At 66.8% G+C, this 19993-nt stretch carries 18 protein-coding genes; 7 read left to right on the plus strand and 11 right to left on the minus strand.

Features of this window, described 5'->3' with window-relative positions; all coding sequences use genetic code 11:
* Window positions 1-32 precede the first annotated feature (32 nt).
* Window positions 33-1964: a DNA primase gene (gene dnaG / locus D7006_RS07590; RefSeq protein WP_237356157.1), complete on the minus strand. Its 1932-nt coding sequence runs from the start codon at window positions 1962-1964 to the stop codon at window positions 33-35.
* A 353-nt stretch (window positions 1965-2317) separates the two neighbouring features.
* Between dnaG and D7006_RS07595 the strand changes: the two genes are divergently transcribed.
* Together D7006_RS07595 and D7006_RS07600 are read left to right on the plus strand one after the other, a co-directional pair.
* Window positions 2318-2605: a GIY-YIG nuclease family protein gene (locus D7006_RS07595; protein ID WP_237356158.1), complete on the plus strand. Its 288-nt coding sequence runs from the start codon at window positions 2318-2320 to the stop codon at window positions 2603-2605.
* A gap of 346 nt (window positions 2606-2951) precedes the next feature.
* Window positions 2952-4367 (plus strand): sodium:alanine symporter family protein, encoded by a 1416-nt coding sequence (locus D7006_RS07600; protein WP_229645645.1) that lies wholly within the window; start codon window positions 2952-2954, stop codon window positions 4365-4367.
* A 113-nt stretch (window positions 4368-4480) separates the two neighbouring features.
* Here D7006_RS07600 and D7006_RS07605 read toward each other — a convergent pair whose 3' ends face one another.
* Entirely contained in the window at window positions 4481-4939 is a 459-nt protein-coding gene (locus D7006_RS07605) for a GatB/YqeY domain-containing protein (protein ID WP_169122369.1), read from the minus strand.
* Window positions 4940-5076: 137 nt separating this feature from the next.
* Between D7006_RS07605 and carA the strand changes: the two genes are divergently transcribed.
* Window positions 5077-6282 (plus strand): glutamine-hydrolyzing carbamoyl-phosphate synthase small subunit, encoded by a 1206-nt coding sequence (gene carA, locus D7006_RS07610; RefSeq protein WP_229645646.1) that lies wholly within the window; start codon window positions 5077-5079, stop codon window positions 6280-6282.
* 80 nt (window positions 6283-6362) lie between these two features.
* Here the strand turns inward: carA and D7006_RS07615 are convergent, their stop codons facing one another.
* The gene (locus D7006_RS07615; protein WP_169122367.1) at window positions 6363-7052 is read right to left on the minus strand and encodes a GntR family transcriptional regulator; all 690 of its coding nucleotides are present in this window, start codon (window positions 7050-7052) and stop codon (window positions 6363-6365) included.
* Between the two features lie 302 nt (window positions 7053-7354).
* Between D7006_RS07615 and D7006_RS07620 the strand changes: the two genes are divergently transcribed.
* From D7006_RS07620 to oxlT (D7006_RS07635), 4 genes are all read left to right on the plus strand, one after another.
* Window positions 7355-7825, plus strand: a complete 471-nt coding sequence (locus tag D7006_RS07620; protein WP_237356159.1) for a CBS domain-containing protein — start codon at window positions 7355-7357, stop codon at window positions 7823-7825.
* A gap of 251 nt (window positions 7826-8076) precedes the next feature.
* The gene (frc, locus tag D7006_RS07625) at window positions 8077-9306 is read left to right on the plus strand and encodes a formyl-CoA transferase (RefSeq protein WP_237356160.1); all 1230 of its coding nucleotides are present in this window, start codon (window positions 8077-8079) and stop codon (window positions 9304-9306) included.
* Between the two features lie 181 nt (window positions 9307-9487).
* Window positions 9488-10714: an oxalate/formate MFS antiporter gene (oxlT, locus tag D7006_RS07630; protein WP_237356875.1), complete on the plus strand. Its 1227-nt coding sequence runs from the start codon at window positions 9488-9490 to the stop codon at window positions 10712-10714.
* A gap of 655 nt (window positions 10715-11369) precedes the next feature.
* On the plus strand, window positions 11370-12677 hold the full coding sequence (gene oxlT, locus D7006_RS07635; protein WP_169122364.1) for an oxalate/formate MFS antiporter: 1308 nt from the start codon (window positions 11370-11372) through the stop codon (window positions 12675-12677).
* Between the two features lie 79 nt (window positions 12678-12756).
* Here the strand turns inward: oxlT (D7006_RS07635) and D7006_RS07640 are convergent, their stop codons facing one another.
* From D7006_RS07640 to purE, 8 genes are all read right to left on the minus strand, one after another.
* Window positions 12757-13011 carry a hypothetical protein gene (locus D7006_RS07640; protein WP_169122363.1) on the minus strand — a complete coding sequence of 85 codons (255 nt, stop codon included), beginning with the start codon at window positions 13009-13011 and terminating at the stop codon, window positions 12757-12759.
* Between the two features lie 229 nt (window positions 13012-13240).
* Window positions 13241-14887, minus strand: a complete 1647-nt coding sequence (pgi, locus tag D7006_RS07645) for a glucose-6-phosphate isomerase (protein ID WP_237356161.1) — start codon at window positions 14885-14887, stop codon at window positions 13241-13243.
* Between the two features lie 16 nt (window positions 14888-14903).
* Entirely contained in the window at window positions 14904-15614 is a 711-nt protein-coding gene (pgl, locus tag D7006_RS07650) for a 6-phosphogluconolactonase (protein ID WP_237356162.1), read from the minus strand.
* Between the two features lie 8 nt (window positions 15615-15622).
* Window positions 15623-17098, minus strand: a complete 1476-nt coding sequence (gene zwf, locus D7006_RS07655) for a glucose-6-phosphate dehydrogenase (RefSeq protein WP_237356163.1) — start codon at window positions 17096-17098, stop codon at window positions 15623-15625.
* Window positions 17099-17445: 347 nt separating this feature from the next.
* Window positions 17446-17676 carry a 30S ribosomal protein S21 gene (gene rpsU, locus D7006_RS07660; protein ID WP_012113273.1) on the minus strand — a complete coding sequence of 77 codons (231 nt, stop codon included), beginning with the start codon at window positions 17674-17676 and terminating at the stop codon, window positions 17446-17448.
* A 232-nt stretch (window positions 17677-17908) separates the two neighbouring features.
* Window positions 17909-18184, minus strand: coding sequence for a hypothetical protein (locus D7006_RS07665; RefSeq protein WP_237356164.1), 276 nt, complete (start codon window positions 18182-18184; stop codon window positions 17909-17911).
* A gap of 135 nt (window positions 18185-18319) precedes the next feature.
* Entirely contained in the window at window positions 18320-19432 is a 1113-nt protein-coding gene (locus tag D7006_RS07670; RefSeq protein ID WP_237356165.1) for a 5-(carboxyamino)imidazole ribonucleotide synthase, read from the minus strand.
* Window positions 19433-19434: 2 nt separating this feature from the next.
* Complete coding sequence (gene purE, locus D7006_RS07675; RefSeq protein ID WP_237356166.1) at window positions 19435-19917, minus strand: 5-(carboxyamino)imidazole ribonucleotide mutase; 483 nt, start codon at window positions 19915-19917, stop codon at window positions 19435-19437.
* Between the last annotated feature and the right edge of the window lie 76 nt (window positions 19918-19993).

Here is a 19993-nt window from a genome sequence, read left to right on the forward strand (position 1 = left end):
TCTTGGCCAAATTGTGCCGCTCTGGCTTCCGATCAAAGCGATCGAACCGCCGAACGGCCTGAGGAGGCACCGAACCCTTCCACCAGCGCCTCGGTGCCGTCGATCGCCGAAAGGCGCTCTCGGACATCCCTGAGCCAGGCGAAATTGGCTTCGCTCGGGTCTTCCCCCAGCGTGCGCTCGGCTTCCTTCAGCTCTCTAGATAGCGCGTGAGCCTTGCGATGCAAGGCCGTGCGCTGATGCCACCAGAGCCGGACATCGGTCTCTGCGGTATCTGAATAGGCCGGCCAGTCATGCCGGGGGTTGGCGAGGGCCTTCACCCGGCGGGTCAGGGCGTCGAGATCGGAGCGGTCCAGATGGGCGGCGAGGGCCTCTCCATCGAGCCCCTCCAGATGCGCCTCGATGAGCGCGCGGCGCAGCCGGTCGGCCTCCGGATTGGCAAAGGGCAGGCTGGAGACCTCCTCGCCCGCCTCGTCCAGCAGGAAGGGGTGGTTGATGAGGCAGAACAACAGCAGCGCCTCGTTGCGCGGCAGGGCGGCCATGGGCCCGCGCACCAGCGCGCTCCTTGCAATCTCCTGTCCGCGCGGGGCCAACGGCGGGGCCGAGGGCTTGCCCGGAAACTTGCCGCCGCGTCCCCGTCCGGGTGTGAATCCGGGTGACCAGCTCTCCCGGCGGCCGGACGGCCGGGCCCGCTCGGCGGGCGCCATCAGCGCGTTGAAGCGGCCCATGAGATCGGCCCGATAGTGCTTGCGCACCGTCTCGTCGCCGATGGCGTTCACCACCTCGTTGAGCCGGCCTTCCAGCGCCGCGCGACGCTCGGGTGTTTCGAGCGACGCATTTTCGCTCTCGCGCGCCCAAAGTTCCGCTGCGAGCGGCCGGGCCTGTGCCAGAACCTGCTCCATGGCCTCCCGCCCGGAGCGGCGAATCAGGTCGTCGGGGTCCTGACCTTCCGGCAGGGCGGCGAAGGAGAGGCTGCGGCCGGCCTTCAGGTGCGGCAGAGCGAGGTCGATGGCGCGATGGGCCGCCCGGCGGCCCGCCTTGTCGCCGTCGAACAGCAGCAGCGGCTCTTCCGACATGCGCCAGAGCAATTGCAGCTGCTCTTCGGTGAGAGCGGTGCCGAGCGGTGCCACCGCACCGCCAAAGCCCGCCTCCACCATGGCGATGACGTCCACATAGCCTTCCACCGCGATGACGCGGGCGCCGGTCTGGGCGGCGGTGCGGGCGGAAAAGCCGTTATAAAGCAGGGAGCCCTTGTGAAAGAGCGGGGTCTCCGGGGAATTGAGGTATTTCGCCGGAACATCCTTCTCCAGCGCCCGGCCGCCGAAGGCCACGACGCGGCCCTTCAGATCGGTGATGGGGAACATCACCCGGTCGCGGAAGCGGTCGTAGGGGACGGGGATGTCCTCGCCGGCGATCAGCAGGCCCGCTTCCACCATGTCGGCGACGGAAACCCCCTCCTTGCCCAGCGCCTCCTTCAGGTTGAAGCGCTCGCCCGCCGCATAGCCGAGGCCGAATCGCTTCTGCGTGGCGGGGCCGATCTCCCGGTCGGCGAGATAGCCGCGCGCCTTCGCGCCGAGGCGGGATTGCAGGGTGGCTTCGAAATGCTTCGCCGCCAGCGCCATCACCTCATAGAGCGTGCGCCGCCGCTGCTCCTTGGCCGCCGCCTCCGGCGTCTCCTGCGGCAGGGACAGCCCGGCCATGGCGGCCAGCCGCTCCACCGCCTCGCCGAAGGAGGCGCCCTCCGTCTCCATCAGGAAGTCGAACACGTCGCCGTGCTTGCCGGAGGAGAAGCAGTGGTAGAAGCCCTTCTGATCGTTGACGAAGAAAGAGGCCGTCTTCTCCGCATTGAAGGGCGAGAGCCCGGCGAACTCGCGCCCCTGCTTCTTGAGCTTCACCCGACGGCCGACCACCTCCGACACCGGAAGCCGGGCGCGGATCTCGTCGAGAAAGGCGGGCGAAAAGCGCATGGGCAGGCGGAGCCGGCAATCTGTGAGGGGCGCGCGACGTCGGTCACCCAAAGTCAGGCGCCCGGAGAGCAGCCCTTCAGTCTAGCCGGGATGGCGGGCGGGGGGAACGGGGGCTACAGGCAACGAAGCCGCCTTCGTTCCCCGGACAAGCGACGGCGGAGCCGGAGCGCTGATCCGGGGTCCAGCGCAAGACTCCCGCGCAGCGGGCAAAGCCTGAGAGCGTTGGGGTTTAGCAGCGCCTTCGGCGGCTTTTTGCGCTGGGCCCCGGCTCGCATTCCGCTTTGCTACATGCGTCCGGGGCGCGAGGGCGGTAGGGGCGTCCCGCGCTTCCACGGCTATGCTAGCCTGCAGCCATGCAGGGCTTTGCCGTCTACATCCTTGCAAGTGGTCGCAACGGGACGCTCTACGTGGGTGTCACGAACGATCTGGCCCGGCGCCTGTTCGAGCATCGCTCCGGCGCCGTCCCCGGCTTCACCCGCAAATATGCCGTCCATCTCCTCGTGCATGTGGACCTGTTCGACGACCTGGATGCCGCCCGCGCCCACGAACGGCGCCTGAAGAAGTGGCATCGGGACTGGAAACTCGCCCTCATCGAGGGGGATAACCCCGAGTGGCGTGATCTGGCCGAAGACTGGCTTTGACGATCGCGTTCCCCGGACAAGCGACGGCGGAGCCGGAGCGCTGATCCGGGGTCCAGCGCAAGACTCCCGCGCAGCGGGCAAAGCCTGAGAGCGTTGGGGTTTAGCAGCGCCTCCGGCGGCTTTTTGCGCTGGGCCCCGGCTCGCATTCCGCTTTGCTACATGCGTCCGGGGCGTGAGGGCGGTTCGGTGTCGGGCAGCGGCGTGCGCAATACCCCCGCAATCCCACTTATCCACAACCTCCCGTCGTCTCCGAATTGTGTCCACAAAATGGCGTTCAGGGTGACGTTGGGGATAGACCGCCTGCATGCCGCTGATAAGCTTCGCCATTCAGGGGGGGCTGGCTGACATGGATGCGGTGATCGATTTCCTCAACACCATCTTCTGGGGCTATGTCCTGATCTACGGGCTGCTCGCGGTGGGGGTGTATTTCACGCTGCGGCTCGGCTTCGTGCAGATCGTGCATTTCCCCGAGATGCTGCGCTCGGTGCTGCGCTCCAACGACACCGACAAGTCGGGCATCACGCCGTTCCAGGCCCTGTGCACCTCGCTCGCCTCCCGCGTCGGCACCGGCAACATCGCCGGCGTGGCGGTGGCGCTCACTTTGGGCGGGCCGGGGGCCATCTTCTGGATGTGGGTGGTGGCGGCGCTGGGCATGGCCACCGCCTTCGCCGAGAGCACGCTGGCCCAGCTCTACAAGGTGAAGGACGACGAAGGCCGCTATCGCGGCGGGCCGGCCTTCTACATCGCCCATGGCCTCAAGGCCTCGTGGGCGGGCGGGCTGTTCTCGGTCTGCCTCATCATCTCATTCGGCCTCGTCTTCAACGCGGTGCAGGCCAATTCCATCGCCGACGCGGTGGAGGGCGCCTTCGGCGTACCCAAGCTCGGCACCGGGCTGGTGGTGGCGGTGCTGTCGGGCGTCATCATCTTCGGCGGCATCGCCGCCATCGCCCGCACCGCCGAATTCGTGGTGCCGTTCATGGCCCTCGCTTATGTGGGCCTCGCCTTCTACGCGCTGGCCACCCACATCTCGCTGGTGCCGAGTGTGCTTGGTCACATCGTCGGCAGCGCCTTCGGCGTGGGCGCGGCGGCGGGCGGGGTGGCCGGCTCGGTGGCGGCGGCCATGATGAACGGGGTGAAGCGCGGCCTGTTCTCCAACGAGGCGGGCATGGGCAGCGCCCCCAACATCGCCGCGGTGGCGACGCCCGATCCGCACCATCCGGTGAGCCAGGGATTCGTACAGTCGCTGGGGGTGTTCATCGACACCATCGTCATCTGCACCGCCACCGCGCTGCTGATCCTGCTGTCGGAGGTGGTGCCCTCGGCGGAACTGACCGGCACCCAGCTCACCCAGGCGGCGCTGGAAGTGCATGTGGGGTGGCTCGGGCGCTATTTCGTGGCCATCGCCATCTTCTTCTTCGCCTTCACCTCCATCATCGGCAACTATTCCTATGCCGAGAATGCGCTGGTCTTCCTCGGCCACGGCCATGTCTCGGGCGTCATCGTGCTGCGCCTCGCGCTGCTGGCCATGGTGGTGTGGGGATCGCTGCAGAGCGTCGCCACCGTGTTCAACGCGGCGGACGCCTCCATGGGGCTGATGGCCTCCATCAACCTCGTCGCCATCGTCCTGCTCTCGGGCACGGTCGTGCGGCTGACGAAGGACTACCTGGCGCAGCGCAAGGCGGGGACGGAGCCGGTGTTCGTCGCCGACGAGATGGCCGACCTGCCGCCCGGGGTCGACCGGCAGATCTGGAGCCGGAAGTAAGGGGCGGGCCGCCCCGGAAATGAGAGATAGGGGTGGAATCAGGCTGACGTTCGCCGAACGTCACCGATTCCACCCCTGAACAGCACCCGAAAAGGGGGTGTGAACGGCCGCGATCAGGCCGCCGTCAGCGCTTCCTTGACCCAGCCGGAGGCCTTGCCGAAATCCAGCGCGCCGGCATGGCGCTCCTTCAGCACGGCCATGGTGCGGCCCATGTCCTTGATGCCCTTGGCCTCGATCTCGGCGATCACCGCGGCGATGGCGGCGCGCGTGTCTGCCTCGGAAAGCTGTTTTGGCAGAAAGGCCTGGATGTAGGTAATTTCCTCGCGCTCCTGCGCGGCGAGCTCGGGGCGTCCGCCCTCGTCATAGATCTTGGCGCTCTCTTCCCGCTGCTTCACCATCTTGGCGAGCAGGGCACGCAGCTCGTCGTCATTGAGCGGGTCCTTGCCATGTCCCCGCTGCTCGATATCCCGGTCCTTGAGCGCCGCATTGATGAGGCGGAGCGTCCCGGTTCTCTTTTTATCCTGGGCCTTTAGCGCCTCTTTGAGAGCCGCGTTGATGTCGTCGCGAAGCACGATCGTCTGTCCTGTGTTGAAGCGCGCCATCGAGGGCGGCGGGGCCCGGCGACCCGATGGTCAGCCTGGACCGAGGCGCACAAATTCCTGCGAGAGGCGCTGGAAACGCGGCGCGCGAGCCTCTATCTAGGCGATCCATGACCAGCGAACAAGACCACGCCCCCAACGCCCCCGAGGGTTGGGCCGAGCCCCGGCCCACCGCCCTGCTCGTGCTCGCCGACGGAACGGTGCTCGAAGGCTTCGGCATCGGCGCCACCGGCCGCCTCGCCGGCGAGGTGTGCTTCAACACCGCCATCACCGGCTATGAGGAGATCCTCACCGATCCCTCCTATGCCGGGCAGATCATCACCTTCACCTTCCCGCACATCGGCAACGTGGGCACCAACGAGGAGGACATCGAGACGGTGTCCATGGCCTCGGCCTCCGGCGTGCGCGGGGTGGTGCTGCGCACCGCGGTGACGGATCCGTCCAACTACCGCGCCACCCGCCATTTCGACGACTGGCTGAAGGCCCGCGGCATCCCCGGCATCACCGGCATCGATACCCGCGCGCTCACCGCCCTCATCCGTGAGGCGGGCATGCCCAATGCGGTCATCGCCCATGCCCCCGATGGCGTGTTCGACATCGAGGCGCTGAAGGCGGAAGCCCGGGCCTGGCCCGGTCTCGTCGGCATGGACCTCGTGCCCGGCGTCACCTCGATCCAGCGCTTCGACTGGGACGAGACCACCTGGGACCCGGAAACCGGCTACGGACGGCAGGAGGCGCCGCGCCATCATGTGGTCGCCATCGACTACGGCGTGAAGCGCAACATCCTGCGCCTGCTCGCCCGCGCCGGTTGCAAGGTCACCGTGGTGCCCGCCACCACCTCCGCCGAGGACATCCTCGCGCTGCAGCCGGACGGCGTGTTCCTCTCCAACGGCCCCGGCGATCCAGCGGCGACGGGGGAATATGCGGTCCCGGTCATCCAGAAGGTGATCGAGAAGGGGGTGCCCACCTTCGGCATCTGCCTCGGCCACCAGATGATCGGCCTCGCCGTCGGCGGCCGCACGGTGAAGATGCACCAGGGCCATCACGGCGCGAACCATCCGGTGAAGGACCTCACCACCGGCAAGGTGGAGATCACCTCCATGAACCACGGCTTCGCCGTGGACCGCGACAGCCTGCCGAAAAATGCGGTGGAGACCCATGTCTCCCTGTTCGACGGCTCCAACGCCGGCATCGCGCTGGCCGACAAGCCGGTCTTTTCGGTGCAGTACCACCCCGAGGCGAGCCCCGGCCCGCAGGACAGCCACTATCTGTTCGATCGCTTCGTCACGATGATCGAGAAGCACAAGGCGGCCTGAGCTGTCTTCGCTCGACAAAAGAAAAGGGCCGGTGCGCGAGCGCCGGCCCTTTTCTTTTGTCGGTTCGTGCGGCGCGCAGGCTAGTTCAGGAACTCGCCATGCTCCGCCACGTGCCGGGCGAGGCCGAGGGTATGCTCGCGGACGAGACGCTCGGCGAGGTCCGGATCGCGCTTCTCGATGGCCTCGACGATATGCGTGTGATCGACGATGGAGCGCTGGGCCCTGTGCGCCTGGCCGATGGTGACCTTGCGGACGCCGCGCATGTGGGGGAACAGGTTTTCCGTCGTCTCCGCGATCAGGGCGCAGCCGGACATGCGGATGATGAGCTTGTGGAAGGCGAGATTCGCCTCCGAATATTCGGAAACGAACTCTTCCGGGTTGCGGTTGGCGAAGGCGCGGACGTTCTCGCGCAGCTGGCGGATCTCCGTCTCGGTGGCACGCTCGCAGGCGAGCCGCGCCGCCATGCTCTCCAGCGCCGCCCAGACGGTAATCATCTCGATGACTTCCTGCTTGGTCTTGCGCACCACGAAGATGCCCCGGCGGGGCACGGAGCGCACGAAGCCCTCCTGCTCAAGCAGCGTCATCGCCTCGCGGATGGGCGTGCGCGAAACGCCGAGCTTCTCTGAAAGCTGGCGCTCCTCGAGGCGAATCTCCTCGGGGTGGCTGTAGATGTCCATCTCCATGATGGCCGCCTTCAGCGCCTTGTAGGCCTTCATCCGGAAGCTCGATTCCGTCTCGATCGGCTTCACGTTGATATCCTGGTACGTCATCGCACCCCTTCGCCTTAGGCTTTCGGCAGTCAGTCGGGCCTGAAGTGATTCCCGTCTTGCGCACCAAATACATCATATCACATGCGAGGAAGAGTGCGTCGGCAAGCAATGCCGCAGGTGTCCCGAAAACTTGTGGCAATGCAGCATCTTCTGCGCAGGTGCGGGACGCTTCTTGCGTTGACAGGATGTATTTTGAATACCACGATGATCCGAGGGAAGACGGGCGACAACAAGGCCCCACCCGCCCCGGCGAAGCTTTCGCCGTGGCAATGGGCGAGCATTCGCCAGGGGAGGACACGCCAATGATTACCGTGGACGATATCCTGCGGGAAAAACGTGACACCCGCATCATCACCCTGCGCATGCACGAGACGGTGGCCGACGCCGTGCTCGTGATGAAGCGGGAGAATATTTCCTCCGTCATCATCAAGGATGTCTGCCGCACCGAGGGAAACACGGTGGTGGGCGTCTTCTCCGAGCGCGACGTGACCCGCGCGGTGCTGGAGCACGGGGCCAACACGCCGAAGGTGGTGCTGGCCTCGCTCATGAAGCGGGACGTCATCTCCTGCACCCTCGAAGACACGATCGAGACCGTGCTGCGGCTGATGGTGGAGCATCAGGTGCGTCACCTGCCGGTCATGGAGAGCTACGCACTCGTGGGCGTCATCAGCGCCACCGACCTGATGCGCCATTACCTTAAGGAATCCGAGGCCCATCCTGCACTTGAGGCCGTCTCCGGCGGCATCGAGGCGGGCCTCGCCGCCCTGCGCTGAGGCGCGGGAACTTTTCGGGGCCGCCTGTATCCCGCTGCGGCCCCGAGGTTTTTTCCGACTTTCGTCTAAGAATGACTCAAAACCCGTTTGCGAACGGCCGAACGCAGTGTTACAGTTCTGTATCTGGCATACGTAATTCAAAACTTGAAATGCCAGAGGGTGGGTTCCTCCGATCGTATCTCCGAGGGCGCATCCAAGCTGGCGCAGACCGGCACCAAAGGAACAGGGCAGGAAATTCCGGGAGTGGGTGCATGGGCAAGGCGCTTGACGGCGTGCGCGTCCTGGACATGACGCACGTTCAGTCCGGCCCTTCGGCGACGCAACTTCTTGCGTGGCTGGGCGCGGATGTCATCAAGGTGGAAATGCCGCGGCGCGGGGACATCACCCGTTCGCAGCTCAGGGACAAGTCCAACGTGGACAGTCTCTATTTCACCATGCTCAACGCAAACAAGAAGAGCGTAACCCTCAACATCAAGACCCCCGCCGGCCAGGAGGCATTGAACCGCCTCGTGGAAACCTGCGACGTGCTGGTCGAGAATTTCGGCCCCGGCGTGCTCGATCGCCAGGGCTTCGGCTACGATCAGGTCCGCACCCGCAATCCGCGGCTGATCTATGCCTCCATCCGCGGTTTCGCCGAAGCCTCGGGTGTCGACGCCAAGGCCTACGAGACCATCGCCCAGGCCATGGGCGGCGCCATGAGCACGACCGGCTGGCGTTCCGGCCCGCCGACGGCCTCCAGCGCCCAGATCGGCGACACCGGCACCGGCATCCATTGCGTCGCCGGCATCCTTGCCGCGCTGTTCCAGCGCACGGTGACGGGCGAGGGCCAGAAGGTGGACGTGGCCATGCAGGACTGCGTGGTCAACCTGCTCCGGGTGAAGCTGCGCGACCAGCAGCGCCTCGATGCAGGCCCGCTCGCCGAATATCCCGGCGCGCCCACGGGCGAATGCGTGCCGCGGGCCGGCAACTGCTCCGGCGGCGGCCAGCCCGGTGCGGCGCTGCGGTGCGCGCCCGGCGGCGAGAACGATTATTGCTACGTCATCATCCAGCCTCAGGGCTGGGCGCCGCTGATGCGGCTCGTGGGCCGCAAGGACCTGATCGACGATCCCAAGTTCGCCTCCCACGAGGCCCGCGCCCAGCGGCTGGACCAGTGCTTCGAGATCATCGAGCGCTGGACCGCCCGCCGCACCAAGTTCGAGGTGATGGAGGCGCTCAACGCCATCGACGTGCCCTGCGGGCCGGTGCTCTCCACCAAGGACATCATGGAAGACCGCGCGCTCTACGACCGCGGCTTCCTCGTGGAGGTGCCGCACCCCGAGCGCGGTACCTATGTGACGGTCGGCTCGCCCATCAGCCTGTCCGCCAATCACGTGCCGGTGGAGCGCGCGCCGCTCCTCGGCGAGCATACTGACGAGGTCCTCGCGAGCGTGGGCTTCTCGGCCGAAGAGATCGCCGGCATGCGTGCCGCCGGTGCCGTCTGACGGGGAGGGAACGACCCGTCCGAAAAACGAAACGCCGCGCCACGAGGGACAAAAAGAGGGTGGGGCGGTCAATCAGATCAAAAATATAAAAATGGTCTAAGGGGTAGGAATAATGAGCGAAATGGCAGTAAAGGCGCCAGCGACAAATCGCTGGCTCCAGTTGGTCGCCGGCGTCGTCTGCATGGTGGCGGCAGCAAACATCCAGTATTCGTGGACGCTGTTCGTCCCCGAGATCGTTTCGACGCATGGCTGGACCCGCGCGTCCGTCCAGGTGGCCTTCACCGTGTTCGTCGTGGTGCAGACCTGGCTCACGCCCATCGAGGGCTACTTCATCGACAAATACGGCCCGCGCGCGATGGTGCTGGTCGGCGGCTTCTTCACCGGCCTCAGCTGGGTGATGAACTCCTACGCCGGTTCGCTGACCGCCCTCTATGTGGCTGCGGCTCTCGGTGGCATCGGCGTCGGCTGCGTCTACGCCACCTGCGTGAACGCCGCGCTGAAGTGGTTCCCGGATCGTCGCGGTCTCGCGGTCGGCATCACCGCCGCCGGCTACGGTTCCGGCACCGTGCTGACCATCCTGCCCATCGCCGCGATGATCAAGTCGAGCGGCTATCAGGAGACCTTCTTCACCTTCGGCCTGGTTCAGGGCGCGGTGATCATGCTCGCCGCCGGTTTCCTGCGCGCGCCGTCCAAGACCGAGGTGATCTTCTCCTCGACGGTGGCCCAGTCCCGCCGGGACTACACCCTCGGTGAAGCGCTGCGCACCCCGGTATTCTACGTGATGCTGACCATGTTCGTCCTCACCGTCTCCGGCGGCCTGATGGCGGTGGCGCAGCTGGGCGTGATCGCCGAGGACCTCGGCGTGAAGCACATCAACGTCGACCTGTACTTCTTCGCCATGGCCGCGCTGCCCTTCGCGCTGATGCTGGACCGCATCCTGAACGGCTTCTCGCGTCCCTTCTTCGGCTGGATCTCGGACCATATCGGCCGTGAGAAGACCATGTTCTTTGCCTTCGCCCTGGAAGGTATCGGCATCGTCGCCCTCGGCACGTTCGGAACCAATCCCTGGGCGTTCATCATCCTCTCCGGCGTCGTCTTCCTCGCCTGGGGTGAGGTCTACTCCCTGTTCTCGGCGACGGCCGCGGATACCTTCGGCTCCAAGCACATCGGCAAGATCTACGGCATGCTCTACACCGCCAAGGGCTTTGCCGCCCTTCTGGTGCCGCTTGCCAACCTGCTGATGGAGGCGACCGGGACCTGGACGACCGTGCTCTACACCGTCGCCGCCATGGACCTCACCGCCGCCTTCGCCGCGCTCTTCGTCCTGCGGCCCATGCTCGCCCGCCATCACCGGCTCAATGCCGAGGCGGCCGCGTCTGCCGCGGCCACGCGCCAGGCCACGGCCTGAAGCTTGGATCCGGGCGGTGAAAGCTGCCCGGACTAACCTAGGTTACGCGCCGCCATGGCGGCACCGGTGTGCGGGAAAGGGGGAGGTCCCACCCGAATACGCCAGATTTCAATCCGCGCGGCCCGCTCGCGCGCCAACGAGTCCCTCCACCGCCATCTGGCGGTCCCTCAAGCCCCGGCTTCGGCCGGGGCTTTTTTCGTTTGAGGCTCAGGAAAGCAGGGCCGAGAGGGTGCCGGTGATCCGCGAACCCGGTCCGGGCCGAGCAGCGCGGCCTGGAATGACGGGGCTTGGTGCGCTCGTGATGGTGATGTAGAAGTGCGTAATGATTCGGTGTTTGTTTATGTATCTGAAGTAGACAAAAAGCTTATTTAGTTGGCGTGGTCTATGTGTGGTTTCCGACATCGGGAAGTGAGACTTGGGCTGTGCCCTCTCTTCACGGTCCGCATCTGGTCGGTGGCTGCCGAACCGGCCCTCGAAACCCCGAATTACAGCGGAAAGTAACAGTTACATAGCCGTAACGGCATTCTGTATACCAGATTCTGTGTGCACCTTCCGCCTCGGTTCGCGAACGGGTCGATGAACGGCCCGAACAAGAATGGCGACCGTCACGGGCCGTTCATCGCATTCGATGATCCCCAGTGAGAAAGGGAAGGAAATGGCTCAGAACTCCGCAGCGCCTGTCGGCGGCCCGATTGGAGGGCGTTGGCTGCAACTGCTCATCGGCGTGGTCTGCATGTCGATGATCGCCAATCTTCAATATGGGTGGACGCTGTTCGTCGAGCCCATGAACGAAAAGCATCAGTGGGGCCGCGCCTCCATCCAGGTGGCCTTCACCATCTTCGTGCTGTTCGAGACCTGGCTGGTGCCGGTCGAGGGCTGGTTCGTGGACAAGTTCGGCCCGCGGATCGTCGTGTTCATCGGCGGTATCCTGTGCGCCCTGTCCTGGTTCCTGAATTCGCGGGCCGATAGCCTCGCCATGCTCTATGTCTCGGCGGCCCTGGGCGGCACGGGTGCGGGCGCGGTCTATGGTACCTGCGTCGGCTCCGCGCTGAAGTGGTTCCCGGATCGCCGCGGTCTCGCCGCCGGCATCACGGCCGCCGGTTTCGGCGCCGGCTCCGCCCTGACGATCGTGCCCATCGCGGCCATGATCAAGTCGCAGGGCTACGAGCACACCTTCCTGTTCTTCGGTCTGCTCCAGGGCGCCGTCGTGGTGGCCCTTTCGCTGCTGCTCCAGGCGCCGAAGGAAGGCCAGCTTCCCGTGGTCAAGGCGTCCGCAACCCAGAGTCGCCGCAATTACGGCCCGGGCGAGATGGTGAAGGCCCCGGTGTTCTGGGTCATGTACCTCATGTTCGTGCTGGTGGCGGCCGGTGGCCTGATGGCGACCGCGCAGCTCGGCTCCATCGCCAAGGACTTCAAGATCGCCGACGTGCCGGTCTCCATCCTCGGCCTGACCATGCCGGCGCTGACCTTCGCCCTGTCCATCGACCGCGTGCTGAACGGCCTCACCCGCCCCTTCTTCGGCTGGGTGTCGGACAATATCGGCCGTGAGAACACCATGTTCATCGCCTTCGGCCTCGAAGCGGTGGGCGTGCTTGCCCTGGCGCACTTCGGCTCCAACCCGGTGCTGTTCGTGCTGCTGACCGGCCTCGTGTTCTTCGCCTGGGGTGAGATCTACTCGCTCTTCCCCGCCACCTGCGGCGACACCTTCGGCGGCAAGTTCGCCACCACCAATGCCGGCCTTCTCTACACCGCCAAAGGAACGGCCTCGCTGGTGGTGCCGATGGCCTCGGTGGCTGTGGCCAGCCTCGGCAACTGGGACCTGGTGTTCATGATCACCGCCGCGGTCAACGCGATCGCCGCTCTCATGGCCATCTTCGTGCTGAAGCCGATGCGCACCCGCTTCGTCGCCGGCGCCGCTGCTCAGGCTGCTGCCGAGCCTGCGAGCGCGAAGGTCACTGGCTGAGGCTCTGCCTCAAACTTTCGGCCCACCTACCCCGGGCCCAACTGAGGGAGCGGCTTGCCGCTCCCTTCTTTTTTGTTGGTCAGTTGCCGCGCGACACGGGCGCGGCGAAGGGGCCGGCATGGACCATGACGAGGTTCGAGGCCGTGCCCTTCGTATCGGTCGAGGGGGTAACGCGGGCAAAGCGGGGCTCGGGCGTCTGCAGCAGGACATCCTCGATCGGAATGCCGGGGCCGCCGGCAACCGTCATGTACGGCTTCTGCGCCGTAAGGCCGTTGGCGGCGAAGGTGAGGACGATCCCGAAAAGGCCGAAGGCCGTAAGCTCAAGCGCGTTCATAACTCTCTCCCGGCATGATGCCGAAGGGATGCGGCGCGTTTCGCCGGGCTCGATCCAAGTCGCCCGACGCATCCGCGTCCCGGTACAGTCACCTTGTACCGCGCTTGTCCAATCTCGTGGTATACAAAATACGCAGAGGCGGACCCGCAATGCTGCATAGCAGCATTGCCCCTCGCCGCCCGCAAGCGCGCACAAGCGCGCAGGCACGCCTCCTCTGGAATCAATCACTTCAGGCTTGGGCCAGCCCGCCGAGATAGGCCAGGAGGCCGGCTGTCGACCCGGATGCGCCGGGGGGGAGGGCGCCGCCCTGCACGGCGGGGAGGAACTGAGTCGCCAGCTCCTTCCCCAGCTCCACGCCCCACTGGTCGAAGGCGTTGATGCCCCACACGGCCGCCTCGACGAACACCCGATGCTCATAGAGCGCGATGATGCGGCCGAGGGAGAAGGGGTCGAGCTCCGCATAGGCGATGGTGATCGAGGGGCGGTCTCCGGGGAAGACGCGATGGGGGGCGATCGTGGCGACCTGCTCGGCTGAAAATCCCTTCTGGACGAGCTGGGCCGCGGCCTCCTCCAGGGTGCGGCCGCGCATCAGCGCTTCCGCCTGGGCGAGGCAGTTGGCCACCAGAAGGTTCTGGTGGTTCTTCAGGTTCGGCTCGTGGCCCTGCGCGGCAATGAGGAATTCCACCGGCACGGTGTCGGTGCCCTGGTGGAGCAGCTGGAAGAAGGCGTGCTGGGCATTGGTGCCCGGCTCTCCCCAGACGATAGGCCCGGTACCGCGCGCGGCCGGCCGGCCGTCGCGCGTCACGCTCTTGCCGTTGCTCTCCATGTCGAGCTGCTGGAGATAGGCCGGCAGGCGCGCGAGGCGCTGGTCGTAGGGGATGATCGCGCGGCTGGGATAGCCGCAGACATTGCGGTGCCAGATCCCGACGAGACCCAGCAGCACCGGCATGTTCTGGTCCAGCGGCGCGGAGCGGAAATGCTCGTCCATGGCGGCGGCGCCGGCGAGGAACTCGCCGAAGCGGTCCGGCCCCACGGCGATCATCACCGGCAGGCCGATGGCCGACCACACCGAATAGCGGCCGCCCACCCAGTCCCAGAATCCGAAAGTCCGCTCGCGCGAGATGCCGAACGCCTCTACCCGATCAAGCGCCGTGGAGACCGCGGCGAAATGGTCACCCACAGCCGCCTCGCCCAGCGCATCCGCGATGAAGGCGCGGGCCGTTCCCGCATTGCACATGGTCTCGACGGTGGTGAAGGTCTTGGAGGCGACGATGAACAGCGTCGTCGCCGGATTAAGCCCCTTGATCGTATCGGTGATGTGGGCGCCATCCACGTTGGAGACGAAGTGGCAGCGCGGCCCGTCATGATAGGGCGCGAGAGCCCCGGTCACCATGGCCGGGCCGAGATCCGAGCCGCCGATGCCGATATTCACCACGTCGGTGAAGGCGTTGCCGCGCGCACCGGCGATGCGCCCCTCGCGCACCGCATGGGCGAAGGCGGTGAGGTTGCGCAGGGTCTCGTCCACGCCGGTCTTCACGTCGATGCCGTCGACGGGAATGCTCTCGTCCGCGCGGTTGCGCAGCGCCGTGTGCAGCACCGCCCGGTCCTCGGTGAGATTGATGTGGTCGCCAGCGAACATGGCGTCCCGCAGCTGTTCCACGCCCGCGGCCCGGGCGAGATCCAGCAGCTGCGCCAGGGTCTCATCGGTGATCGCGGTCTTGGAGAAATCGAGCAGCAGGTCACCATAGCTGGTGGAGAAGCGCTCGAAGCGGTCGGAGGCGGCGAACAGGTCGGCGATGCGCCCGGTCCGGCCTTTCCAGGCGGCGTCGAGGGCGTCGAAGGCGGCGTCGGTCGCGCTCGGCTGGGCTTCAGTCATGGCTCGGACCTCTTGTTCAGGGGCACCACATCACGTCGAGGGGCGCACGCGCCCTCAGGACGGAGCGGATGGGCAACTCTTCGACAGGGCCGCCAGCGCAGGCACGCTCCAGCACCGCGCGCTTGGTCATGCCCTCGATGTGCAGCACCAGCGTGTCGGCCGAAACCAGCCGGGGCAGGGTGAAGGTGATGCGCGGCTCGCCCGCCGCATCCGCGCGTACGGCGGCGAGAATTTCGGGCGTCGCGGCATCGATGGCTGCGGCAAGCGTCTCGGCGCCGGGGAAGAAGGAGGCGGTATGCCCGTCGTCCCCCATGCCGAGCACCACGGCTGCGAAGGGGGAGGGAAGGGCGGCGACCCGCCCGACGGCCTCCGCAAGTCCGTCCTCCGGCGTCGCCGCGCCGGTATAGAGCGGCACGAAGCGGGCTGCGGCCGCCGGCCCCTTCAGCAGGTGGTGTCGCACTAGAGCGGCGTTGGAGCGGTCCGATGTCTCCGGCACCCAGCGCTCGTCCACGAGCGTCACCGCCACCCGGGACCAGTCGATCGGAGCGCCGGAGAGGGTTTCGAAGAAGGCGAGCGGGGTGCGCCCGCCCGAGACGGCGAGGCTCGCCGTGCCATCGCGGGCGATGCGGCGGCGCAGGGCCTCGGCCACATGGGCGGCCAGCGCCCGGGCGAGGCCGGCCGAATCGTCATAGACATTGAGGGCGATGGGTGTGGTCGGCGGGGTCACGGGAGGCCTCAGGCGTCATCGGTCCAGGTGCGCCCGTCCCGTTCGATCAGGGCGATGGCGGCGGAAGGCCCCCATGTCCCGGCCGTGTAGGGCTTGGGCTGGTCACGCGAGGCCCGCCATGCGTCGAGGATGGGATCCACCCAGCGCCAGGCGGCTTCCACCTCGTCGCGACGCATGAACAAGGTCTGGTTGCCGCGCACCACGTCCATGATAAGCCGCTCGTAGGCGTCCGGGTTCCGCACGCCGAAGACGGAGGCGAAGCTCATGTCGAGCGGCACATGCTGCAGGCGCATGCCGCCGGGGCCGGGATCCTTGATCATCAGCCACAGCTTCACGCCCTCGTCCGGCTGCAGGCGGATGACGAGACGGTTCGGCATGATGGGGCCGGCATGGTCGTCGAACACCGAATGGGGGATGGGCCGGAACGCCACCACGATCTCGGACACGCGCGAGGCGAGGCGCTTGCCCGTGCGCAGGTAGAACGGCACGCCGGACCAGCGCCAGTTGCCGATCTCCGCCTTGATGGCGACGAAGGTCTCGGTGCTGCTCTCGCCGGAGCCGAGCTCTTCCAGATAGCCGGGGACCGCCCCGCCGGCCGAGGCGCCGGCGCGATACTGGCCGCGCACCGTCATCTGCGCGAAATTGCTCTCGTTGATGGGCTCCAGCGCCTTGAGCACCTTCAGCTTCTCGTCGCGCACCGCGTCCGCGTCGAGCGAGACGGGCGGCTCCATGGCGACGAGGCAGAGGAGCTGGAGGATATGGTTCTGCACCATGTCGCGCAGCGCGCCGGCGGTGTCGTAATAGCCGGCGCGGCCGGCGGTGCCGATGCTCTCGGCCACGGTGATCTGCACATGGTCGATGTGCGCGTTGTTCCACACCGGCTCGAACAAAGCGTTGGCGAACCTGAGCGCCATCAGGTTTTGCACCGTCTCCTTGCCGAGATAGTGGTCGATGCGGAACACCGCCTCCTCGCGGAAGACGCGCCCGACCGCCGCATTCACCTTCTGGGCGGAGGCGAGGTCCTTGCCCACCGGCTTTTCCACCACCACGCGGGACAGGTCGGTGACCAGACCGAAGGCGCCGATGCGCGCGCAGATGGGATCGAACAGGTCCGGTCCCACGGCCAGATAGAAGACGCGGACGCGATCCTCTCCGATCTTCAGCGTGGCGGCGAGATCGGGCCAGCCCTCGTCGGAGAGGGCGTCCACCGCCACATAGGTCAGCCGGTTGAGGAAGCGGGCCAGCACCGCCTGATCCACATCCTCGACGCCATCCGCAACGCCGAGCGCATCGCGGGCGAAGGCGCGGAAGTCTTCGTCGGGCAGGGGGCGGCGGGAGGTGCCGATGATGCGCGCGTCGTCCGGCATCTGGCCGGCGAGGTCGCGCTCGAACAGCGCTGGAAGGAGTTTGCGACGGGCGAGATCGCCGGTGGCGCCGAAGACGACGATATCGAAGGGCTCGACAGTGACCACGCGCGCGACCATTCGGCCTTTCTCCCTCATCGGAGGCCTTGCGCCCCCTGCGCCGACCGGCCGACCCGCAGCCGGATCAAGGCCCGGCATGCCGGCGCAACTTCAGTCTAGAGCAGGCGTCGCTCGGATTGCACCGCAATCTGAGGGAACAACACTTTCTCTTCCCACGGCTTTGGAGACAGGCGCGCGACAGGCGGGAGCGCGGCGGCAAGCGGTCCACGAAAAAAGGTACTGCCGCCACAAAAGCAAATCCGCGCGACGGAGGTCGCGCGGATGCAAAATCTTGAAACCGACTGAGGGGACGCTTTCGACGGTCAGCTCGAATGCCCGGCGTTGCGGACCTCAGCGACCTCAGCGTCTCAGCGGGTGGGGCGCGGCTTGGACGGGATCAGGCCTTCGCGCTGGGCGCGCTTACGGGCCAGCTTGCGGGCGCGGCGGATGGCCTCGGCCTCCTCGCGGGCGCGCTTCTCGGACGGCTTCTCGTAGTGGCCACGCAGCTTCATCTCGCGGAAGATCCCCTCGCGCTGCATCTTCTTCTTGAGCGCCTTGAGGGCCTGATCGACATTGTTATCGCGGACGAGAACTTGCACGTGTTTACCTCTTCGAGCTGTTGCGCCGAGCCGGAGCCTTACCTGATCTGAAACGCCGGACCGCAGAAGATGGCGCGTGCGCCTGTCCTCGACCTGTCCGAAGGAAGCGCTCTCTTACCAGAAGAGGTGCAGCTTGTCCACACGCCTTGAAGCGGCGGAAAGGGGAGGCGGCGCCTTGCGCCGGCTCACTTTCCCGCGGGCCGGTTTGGCCTGGCGGGGGGAGCTCCAGGCCTCAGCAGCCAGGGGCCGGCAGGCCGGATTCGCTGCGGGCGGGCGACATGAAGATCGGGCCGCCCCGCTTCTGCGCCTCGCGGCACAGACCGTCCAGCTCGTTGCGGATGCTGGGGTCGGAAAAGCAGGTGGCGGCCTCGCGGATGCCCTGCATGAAGCGCAGCTCGATCTGGATCACCCGCCAGCTGCAATAGCGGCCGGACCGGGCCATGTGCCGGGCGAGGTCGCGCAGCCATTCGGAGAAGCGGTCCTTGATGCGATCGTCGGACAAAGACATCTGCCACCACAAATTCGGGTCATGGCTTCGGCGGTACAAGAAAACCGCCGCGGACAGCAGAGTCATGCGTCAAATGCTGCGACGCGTCATCAGGGCGATTCGTCTCAGTCCCTAGCGGAAGAGCCGGCTCACAAGTCAGCAGCCTTCGCCATCCGGTATGTTGGCGCAGGCTTCGGGGTCGCGCGAAACCCGCACAACATGGCCCATCTTGCGGCCAGCGCGGGCTTCCTCCTTCCCGTAGAGGTGCAGGTGTGTGCCCGGCTCTGCGAGCAAAGCGTGCCAGTCATGCACGTCTGCGCCGATGAGGTTGGTCATCTGCGCCCGGCCGAGACGGGAGACCTCGCCGAGCGGCCAGCCGGCGATGGCCCGCACATGCTGCTCGAACTGGGAGGTGACGGCGCCGTCCTGGGTCCAGTGCCCGCTATTGTGCACGCGCGGGGCGATCTCGTTGACGATCACCCGCTCGTTCGAGCCCTGGCAGACCACGAACAGCTCAACCGCGAACACGCCCTCATATTCGAGCGCATCGCCGATGTCCCGCGCGATGGCGCGTGCCTTCCGGGCCGCATCGGCGGTGAGGGTCGCGGGGACCGTGGAGGTGTGCAGGATGTGCTCGCGATGGACGTTCTCGGTCACGTCATAGGCGCAGAAGGCGCCGTCGCCGCGTCGCGCGGCCACCACGGACACCTCGCGCACGAAGCTCACGAAGCCTTCGAGGATGGCGCTCTGGCGCCCGAGGGCGTGCCACGCGGCGGTGAGGTCCTCGCCGGGGCGGATCATCACCTGCCCCTTGCCGTCATAGCCGAAGCGGCGGGTCTTCAGCACTGCGGGCAGGCCGAGCTGCGCGACCGCGGCTTCGAGATCGGCGAGGCTGTCCACCGGGGCGAAAGGCGCGGTCTCGATGCCGAGGTCGCGCACGAAGCTCTTCTCGGCGAGCCGGTCCTGGGTGATGGCGAGCGCCTTGGCGCCGGGCCGCAGTGGCACCCGCGCGGCGAGGAACTCGGCGGTGGCCAGCGGCACGTTCTCGAACTCGTAGGTCACCACGTCGACGCCGGCGGCGAACGTCTCCAGCGCGTCGAAATCGTCATAGGCGGCGCAGACATGCGCGGCGCTCACATGGAAGGCGGGGCTGTCCTTGTCGGGGCAGAGCACATGCGCCTTGAGGCCGAGTTCCGCGGCCGCAAGCGCGATCATGCGGCCGAGCTGGCCGCCGCCGAGGATGCCGATGACGCTGCCGGGACGAAGCATGGTCAGACGGGCCGTTCCGCCACCGCATCGGTGCGCGCGGCGCGCCAGGCGTCGAGCCGTTCGGCGAGGGCGGGATCGGAGATGGCCAGCACGGCAGCCGCTAGCAGGGCGGCGTTGGTGGCACCTGCGACGCCGATGGCCAGCGTGCCCACCGGGATTCCCGCCGGCATCTGCACGATGGAATAGAGGCTGTCGAGGCCGGAGAGTGCCTTGGATTGCACCGGCACGCCGAACACCGGCAGGGGCGTCAGCGCCGCCACCATGCCCGGCAGATGGGCCGCGCCGCCGGCCCCGGCGATGATGACCTTGAAGCCGTCCGCCTTCGCGCTTTTGGCGAAGGCATACATGCGATCCGGCGTGCGATGGGCGGAGACGATGCGGCAGTCGTGCGCGATCCCGAGCGCATCCAGCGTCTCGGCCGCATGGCGCATGGTCTCCCAGTCGGACTGGCTGCCCATGATGACGGCAACGTCAGCCGTGCTCATCCCTCGTACCTTCGCGAAAACGGAAAGCGCGGGCTTTATAGGATTGGCAGGGGCGCGGCAAGGGGGAGGGGGTGGA

Origin of the sequence: Xanthobacter sp. YC-JY1, from assembly GCF_021730305.1 — a bacterium.
Lineage (GTDB): Bacteria > Pseudomonadota > Alphaproteobacteria > Rhizobiales > Xanthobacteraceae > Xanthobacter > Xanthobacter flavus.